Genomic DNA, 6,404 nt, shown 5'->3' on the forward strand with positions numbered 1-6,404 from the left:
ATACTTTTAATCAAAGAGTTTTAGAGAACAAACCTAAATTTATTCATGTTTTCGAGGTAGAGCAACCAGTGGATTACAGAGAATCAGAGTTAGCACAGTACTGGAATGACAAAGCCTGTATTGTTAACGCTAAACCGCTATCTAAGATAGGATACGTCAAAGTAGCCGAGCTGCGGCATGAAGCAACCAATTATGATGAACTGCTTAATTCAGCAGAGTTTAAAGCTTTAGACGAATCTGATCGAGAAGTTGCATACTGGATTATCAAAAGCGCGTGTACCACGCTTGTTCAACAACAAAGGGCTAGAGTCCGTGAACAGAAAATTCAACGGCTCGAACAGGGCTACAAACAGAGCAAAGACGAAATTACTGAGCTACAGAGAGGAAGGCATAAAGACCGTAGCCTGATCCAGCGTTTAATGGATGCGCTCAAGTTAGGCAATAGCCGAATTCAGCAGCTTGAGCAGGAAAACGCACTAGCGCTAAAGCAGGTCGAATCGCAGAAACTCAGCCTCGAACTTTTGGAGGAACGCAATATCTCTTTTCAAGAGGAGCTAGAGCGCAAAATTGCTGAATCCGAAGCCTCAAAAGCTCTCTCTTATCAGATGCGTGGACGAGTCGGTGGACTCACTGCCAGCAACAATCGCAAACAGCGTCGTATTGTAGAGCTAGAAACTCGCGTCAAAGAACTGGAAGCTTACGTTCAAGAGTTGGAAAGCCGTAATCAGCCGTGAAAATTGCTGAACTGAAACAACAAGTCTATGTGTTAGCTCAAGTTGACACCACTCAAGCGCTTAAACGTAAGTTCAAGGAGTTCAATTCCTTAGACTTACGTAAAACAGCATCATGGATGCAAGTACTCCATTTTCTACAAGCGAGAACTCAGACTGCCAAAGTCGATGAGTTGCAATCTGAAGTTGCTGCTGCAGAAAGACGCTGGAAACAAGAAGATGAAAAAGCTGCTGCTCTGAATGAGCGACTAAATGAGGGCTTAATTGAACTGCAAGATATGCAACAAGATGAGCAATCGTTGCAGCACGACAGTCAAGCCTTACTTGATGAAGCTGAAGCATACTTGAAGACGCTAACTCACCGCGCTGAGAGAAAACGTAAAGCCTCCCTCAATTGAGTTTTGGCTCTTTACTTAGAATTTTAGAGCGGCATCTCCAGAGCGATCGCCCCCAGTATCCCCTTACGGAAATCGTTTAACATTTGCCGGGCAGTACGCTCTATATCACCCTGATGACGAGAATCGGCTAGCGCTGCAAGATAGCTTTCTCCGGTCAGGTGAGCGGGGTCAAGGCTATAGCGATCCAAAAGCGGATTTCCTGGTACGGCTTCAGGAGTTTTAGCTTGCAGGTGCTTCAGCAGATCGATGAGCGCTGCGGCAACCCGCTGATTGTCATGGGCAGCTTCGCCAATGTCATCACAAATGGCAAGCTTCAGTGCTGCTTCCTGATCCTTGAGCAACGAGGGCAAGACACCGGGCGCGTCGAGCAGGTCAAGCTGCTCGGAGATGCGAATCCAGCGGAGTTGACGGGTGACACCGGGGCGACGGGCACTTTCGACAACTCGTTTGTTGAGCAGACGGTTAATCAGGGCAGATTTGCCCACGTTGGGGAAGCCGATGACAACGGCACGAACGGGTCGGGGTAACGCGTTACTCACCGAAAAATGACGAGCGCCAGCGAGTTATTTTTCCGGTGCAGTAATTTATTAGCAGCCTACAGCTAAACCTTGCGGAGGTCTGAACAACACCGCTGCAGTTTTGAATTAAAAACTTAACCAGCCAGACGGTGTAGGCACCCCTTCAGTCTTTCTCAATCTCGTACAGAAAACTCTCTAGAACCTTTCGGCTTTGAGCCAGTTCCGCCGCTTTCTGGTCGGCAAGGCGGATTTGCTCGTGCAAGACATGGCGCAGCTCATCACACGGCTCGAAAGCGAGTCCCTCCCCTCTCACACACGGTAAGAATTGCAGGATTGTCGCAAGAGTCATACCTGCCGAGCCAAGAAGCTTGATACGTTCGACAGTTTGCACCTCATCTGGGGCGTAGTCACGATACCCACTTGTGGTGCGCTTCGGCTTCAGTAGTCCTTCAGTTTCATAGTAGCGGAGCATTCTAATACTCACGCCAGTACGTTTGGACAGTTCACCTACTCTCATCTCATTTTGCCCCTTGACTCTAACAGTGCTGTCAGAGTTTAGGATAGTAGCTCTTCTACATAAATTCAATCAGGAGCTAATGCCATGACGACCCAACCAAGCACTTACCAATCACGCATTGATGGACACCCGGCCACCCTTTCTGAACTGAGCCCTCTGGCTTTTGCGGGTTTTGCACACTTCACTGCAATGCAGGTGAGAGGCTGCAAGATCAAAGGGCTGGATCTTCATCTCGACCGTCTGCGCAAGGCATCCCTAGAGCTTTTTGGCAGAGCGCCGTCCGATGAAAAGCTACGGTTCCATATCAAAACGGCAGTTGAAGAAGGAGAGGAAGATCAGTCCTTGACCGTCACCGTTTTCTCACCCAATGGAGAATTCACTGCAAATAGCATGGATGTAGAACCTGCCGTGCTTATCCGTACAGGAGCCCCATCCGATGGACCCAAAGGACCGCTGAGGCTGAGCACTGTGAATTATGAGAGGCCTCTGGCTACCATTAAACATGTTGGTGAAGTCGGCAAGACCTACTATCTTCATCAAGCCATACGGCAAGGATTCGATGATGCCGCCTTCGTGGATAGTCATGGGTGCCTGAGCGAAGCTACAATATGGAATCTTGTCTTTTGGGATGATGGAACGGTTATCTGGCCAAAAGCTACCATGTTAAAAGGCACCATGATGGGTATCATTCAGCGACAATTAGAACGCCTTGATATTCCACAGCGCCTCGAAGCCATCACTTTCGAACGTCTTGGAGAGCTGTCTGGCGCCGCAGTGATGAATTCATGGACACCCGGTATTCCAATCACTGCCTTTGCTTCAAATGTTATCGCGGAAGCAAAACCCTTCATCAGCTTGCTCCATAAAGCCTACAAGGCTGAACCCGCCAATTTCCTTTAAGCATAGCTAGCAAGCGAACCATGCAGTGACAGATGAGAAGTTCTAGCATAGTTGGATGGAAGGTCGGGGTGCTCGCCCCATCTTTCCTTGCTTAAGTGCCGCTCGCTCATAGTCGGAAGAAATATAAGCTCTCACGCTGCCCAGATTACCCAACCTCCGCACGAACAAACTGTGCTAGCATTCCCAATTACCGGCTGTGGACAAACTTTGCATCTCTTAGCTTGCCTTTCCGGATTTGGAGATTTAGAACTAGCAATATTGAGAACTTTAGAGAGGAATCTCCAGAGCGATTGCCCCCAGTATCCCCTTACGAAAATCGTTCAACATTTGCCGGGCAGTACGCTCTATATCACCTTGATGACGAGAATCGGCTAGCACTGCAAGATAACTTTCTCCGGTCAGGTGAGCGGGGTCAAGGCTATAGCGATCCAGAAGCGGATTTCCTGGTACGGCTTCAGGGTTTTTAACTTGCAGATGTTTCAGCAAATCGATTAGTGCTGCGGCAACTCGCTGATTATCATAGGCTGCTTCGCCGATGTCGTCACAAATGGCAAGCTTCAGTGCTGCTTCCTGATCCTTGAGCAACGAGGGCAAGACACCGGGCGCGTCGAGCAGGTCAAGCTGCTCGGAGATGCGAATCCAGCGGAGTTGACGGGTGACACCGGGGCGACGGGCACTTTCAACAACTCGTTTGTTCAGCAGACGGTTGATCAGGGCAGATTTGCCGACGTTGGGGAAGCCGATGACAACGGCACGAACGGGTCGGGGTAACATGCCGCGATCGCGCCGCCGCTGGTTCATCTTTTCGCCTGCTGCCTGTGCTGCCTGAGACACGGACGCAATTCCTTTGCCGTGCTGAGCATTGGTGAAATAAGGCTGTTCTCCCTGCTGCTGAAACCAGCTTGTCCACTTTTGCTGAGCCACAAGGGGAATCATGTCCACCCGATTCAGGACCAGCACCTTCTCTTTATTACCGATCCATTGGACAGCCTGCGGATGACAAGTCGTTAGCGGAATTCGCGCATCTCGCACTTCCAGAACCACATCGACTCGCTTGAGCTGTTCCAGGAGCGCCCTTTCAGCCTTGGCAATGTGCCCTGGATACCACTGGATTGCTGGTGAAGTCATAACCTCTATCGTGCCTAACGGTGAACTGGTAGGGCGAACGATTGTTCGCCCCTACGATGGTAGAAGCTTTTCCGTTTATGGAACAACCAGCACGGGGCAAGGCGATAGATTGATCACCCGATTGCTGACGCTATCGGTCACGCCTTCCTCTGTCAGACCGATGCCCCGACAGCCCATGATGATCAGATCAGCCTCGATTTCGTCGGCAACGTCACAGATGGTAAAAGCAGGTTTGCCCTGACGCTCGATTGTTTCAGAATTAATTCCCTCGGATTGAAATAGAGTTTTGGCATCTTCTAGCAGCTTGGCGATCGCCGCCGCTGAGGTCATGTCTGGGTTAGTGGACTCTCCTTCTTCGGGAATTTCTACTACAGATAGAATAATTAGCCGACTGCTATAGGTTTTTACAACATTGGCGACCACTTCAGCCGCCTGCCGCGATTCGCGGGTTTGATCAATTGGAAATAAAACTGTCTTAAACATGTCATACCTCTCTGGGGTGCAGACTCCGGTAAAATGTGGACGGCGTAGAGAGCAGTTAGCAATTCGCTTTTAGCCGTTAGCTTCAGCAATAAAGCTAGAGCAATCTAGTGATCCGCCGATTCCTGCACCTCTAGTGTGAAGGAGTTGTGAACTAAATACCAGATCCTTTAGAAAAAGCTAACGACTGAGAGCGCACCATCAAAAAAACTCGCAGTTTACTATTAACTGCTAGCTGTTAACCGCTAATCTAATTAATAGGTATAAAGACTCATTAGGGGGTTCTTGCGGTGTCAAAGAAATCTGTAGCAAATTTGTCGGCATCTGATTTATCAGGCAAGCGCGTGTTAGTCAGAGCCGATTTTAATGTCCCGTTGGATGATCAGGGCAACATCACGGATGACACGCGCATCCGGGCGGCTCTGCCAACGATTCAAGACCTGATTTCAAAGCAAGCCAAGGTGATTTTAACCAGCCACTTTGGTCGTCCCAAGGGCAAGGTCGTAGACAGCATGAGGCTCACCCCGGTCAGCGATCGCCTCTCCCAGTTGCTCGGTCAAACCGTGACCAAGTGCGATGACTGCATCGGCGAAGAGGTCGCCAGCACCGTTGCAGCCATGCAGCCCGGACAGGTCGTGCTGCTCGAAAACGTTCGCTTCCATGCTGAAGAGGAAAAGAACGATCCTGAATTTGCAAAACAGTTGGCATCCGTGGCTGACCTGTATGTCAACGATGCCTTTGGCACTGCTCACCGCGCCCATGCTTCGACTGAAGGTGTGACCCACTACCTGAAACCTTCCGTTGCCGGATTCCTGATCGAGAAGGAACTGGAGTATTTGCAGAATGCGATCGAGAATCCTAAGAAGCCTTTGGCAGCAATTATCGGCGGTTCCAAAGTTTCCAGCAAAATCGGCGTGATCGAAACGCTGCTCGACAAGGTAGACAAACTGCTAATCGGCGGCGGCATGATCTTCACCTTCTACAAAGCGCGGGGTTTGAACGTTGGTAAGTCGCTGGTTGAAGAAGACAAACTAGAGCTAGCCAAAACGCTGGAAGCAAAGGCAAAAGAGCGGGGCGTAGACCTGTTGTTGCCCACTGATGTTGTCGTTGCTGATAACTTTGCCCCTGATGCCAATGCCCAAACCGTCAGTATTGAAAACATCCCCGATGGCTGGATGGGTCTGGACATCGGTCCTGACTCGATCAAAGTGTTCCAGGATGCGCTGACTCAGTGCAAGAGCGTGATCTGGAATGGCCCAATGGGTGTGTTTGAGTTTGACCAGTTTGCTAAGGGAACGGAGGCGATCGCCCATACGCTAGCAGGTTTGACTCCTCAGGGTGTCACCACAATCATCGGTGGCGGCGACTCCGTTGCAGCCGTTGAAAAGGTTGGTGTCGCTGAACAGATGAGCCACATTTCCACTGGCGGTGGTGCCAGCCTGGAATTGCTGGAAGGGAAGGAACTTCCTGGCATCGCAGCCCTTGACGACGCTTAATTCGCGCTGATTAGATGAACTTTTGGGAGGGCAAGGGGCTTAAGCCCCTTGCCCTTAGTTGAATAGACTTCCTGCACGAATATAAAGTGAGTGTGACAGTTGAGGATCGCAGCGAAGCAAGATAGCTTCTGAATAGAAGCTAATGTCAGAAGCAGATATGCGATATAACGAGTTGGAGCATCTATCGAAGCGCCACTTTAAGCGCTTGTGTGGGGTCAACCGTGAAACGTTTAGCG

General features: G+C 50.0%; 7 protein-coding genes and 1 pseudogene. 4 read left to right on the top strand and 4 right to left on the bottom strand.

What is annotated here, in order from left to right; all coding sequences use genetic code 11:
• The first annotated feature begins 68 nt into the window (after window positions 1-68).
• The gene (locus H6F88_RS32020; protein WP_190646874.1) at window positions 69-734 is read left to right on the top strand and encodes a hypothetical protein; all 666 of its coding nucleotides are present in this window, start codon (window positions 69-71) and stop codon (window positions 732-734) included.
• A complete protein-coding gene (locus H6F88_RS32025) occupies window positions 731-1,129 on the top strand; it encodes a hypothetical protein (RefSeq protein ID WP_190646875.1) in 399 nt (132 codons plus the stop codon). Before H6F88_RS32020 ends, H6F88_RS32025 begins: the two co-directional genes overlap by 4 nt.
• 23 nt (window positions 1,130-1,152) lie before the next feature.
• On the opposite strand, the pseudogene H6F88_RS32030 reads toward H6F88_RS32025, so the two are convergent.
• Both H6F88_RS32030 and H6F88_RS32035 read right to left on the bottom strand, forming a co-directional pair.
• Window positions 1,153-1,656 (bottom strand): annotated as a pseudogene (locus H6F88_RS32030) (GTPase); the annotation flags it as partial.
• Window positions 1,657-1,810: 154 nt separating this feature from the next.
• Window positions 1,811-2,164 (bottom strand): MerR family transcriptional regulator, encoded by a 354-nt coding sequence (locus H6F88_RS32035; RefSeq protein ID WP_190646877.1) that lies wholly within the window; start codon window positions 2,162-2,164, stop codon window positions 1,811-1,813.
• An 84-nt stretch (window positions 2,165-2,248) separates the two neighbouring features.
• On the opposite strand from H6F88_RS32035, the gene H6F88_RS32040 reads away from it, so the two are divergent.
• Window positions 2,249-3,064, top strand: coding sequence for an aminotransferase class IV family protein (locus H6F88_RS32040; RefSeq protein ID WP_190646878.1), 816 nt, complete (start codon window positions 2,249-2,251; stop codon window positions 3,062-3,064).
• Between the two features lie 267 nt (window positions 3,065-3,331).
• On the opposite strand, the gene ylqF is transcribed toward H6F88_RS32040, so the two are convergent.
• Window positions 3,332-4,192, bottom strand: coding sequence for a ribosome biogenesis GTPase YlqF (gene ylqF / locus H6F88_RS32045; protein WP_190646879.1), 861 nt, complete (start codon window positions 4,190-4,192; stop codon window positions 3,332-3,334).
• A 75-nt stretch (window positions 4,193-4,267) separates the two neighbouring features.
• Complete coding sequence (locus H6F88_RS32050; protein ID WP_190646880.1) at window positions 4,268-4,675, bottom strand: universal stress protein; 408 nt, start codon at window positions 4,673-4,675, stop codon at window positions 4,268-4,270.
• A gap of 287 nt (window positions 4,676-4,962) precedes the next feature.
• Here H6F88_RS32050 and H6F88_RS32055 point away from each other — a divergent pair, with 287 nt between their 5' ends.
• The gene (locus tag H6F88_RS32055) at window positions 4,963-6,168 is read left to right on the top strand and encodes a phosphoglycerate kinase (protein WP_190646881.1); all 1,206 of its coding nucleotides are present in this window, start codon (window positions 4,963-4,965) and stop codon (window positions 6,166-6,168) included.
• Window positions 6,169-6,404 lie beyond the last annotated feature (236 nt).

This window comes from Oculatella sp. FACHB-28 (genome assembly GCF_014696015.1).
Taxonomy (GTDB): domain Bacteria; phylum Cyanobacteriota; class Cyanobacteriia; order Elainellales; family Elainellaceae; genus JAAUTN01.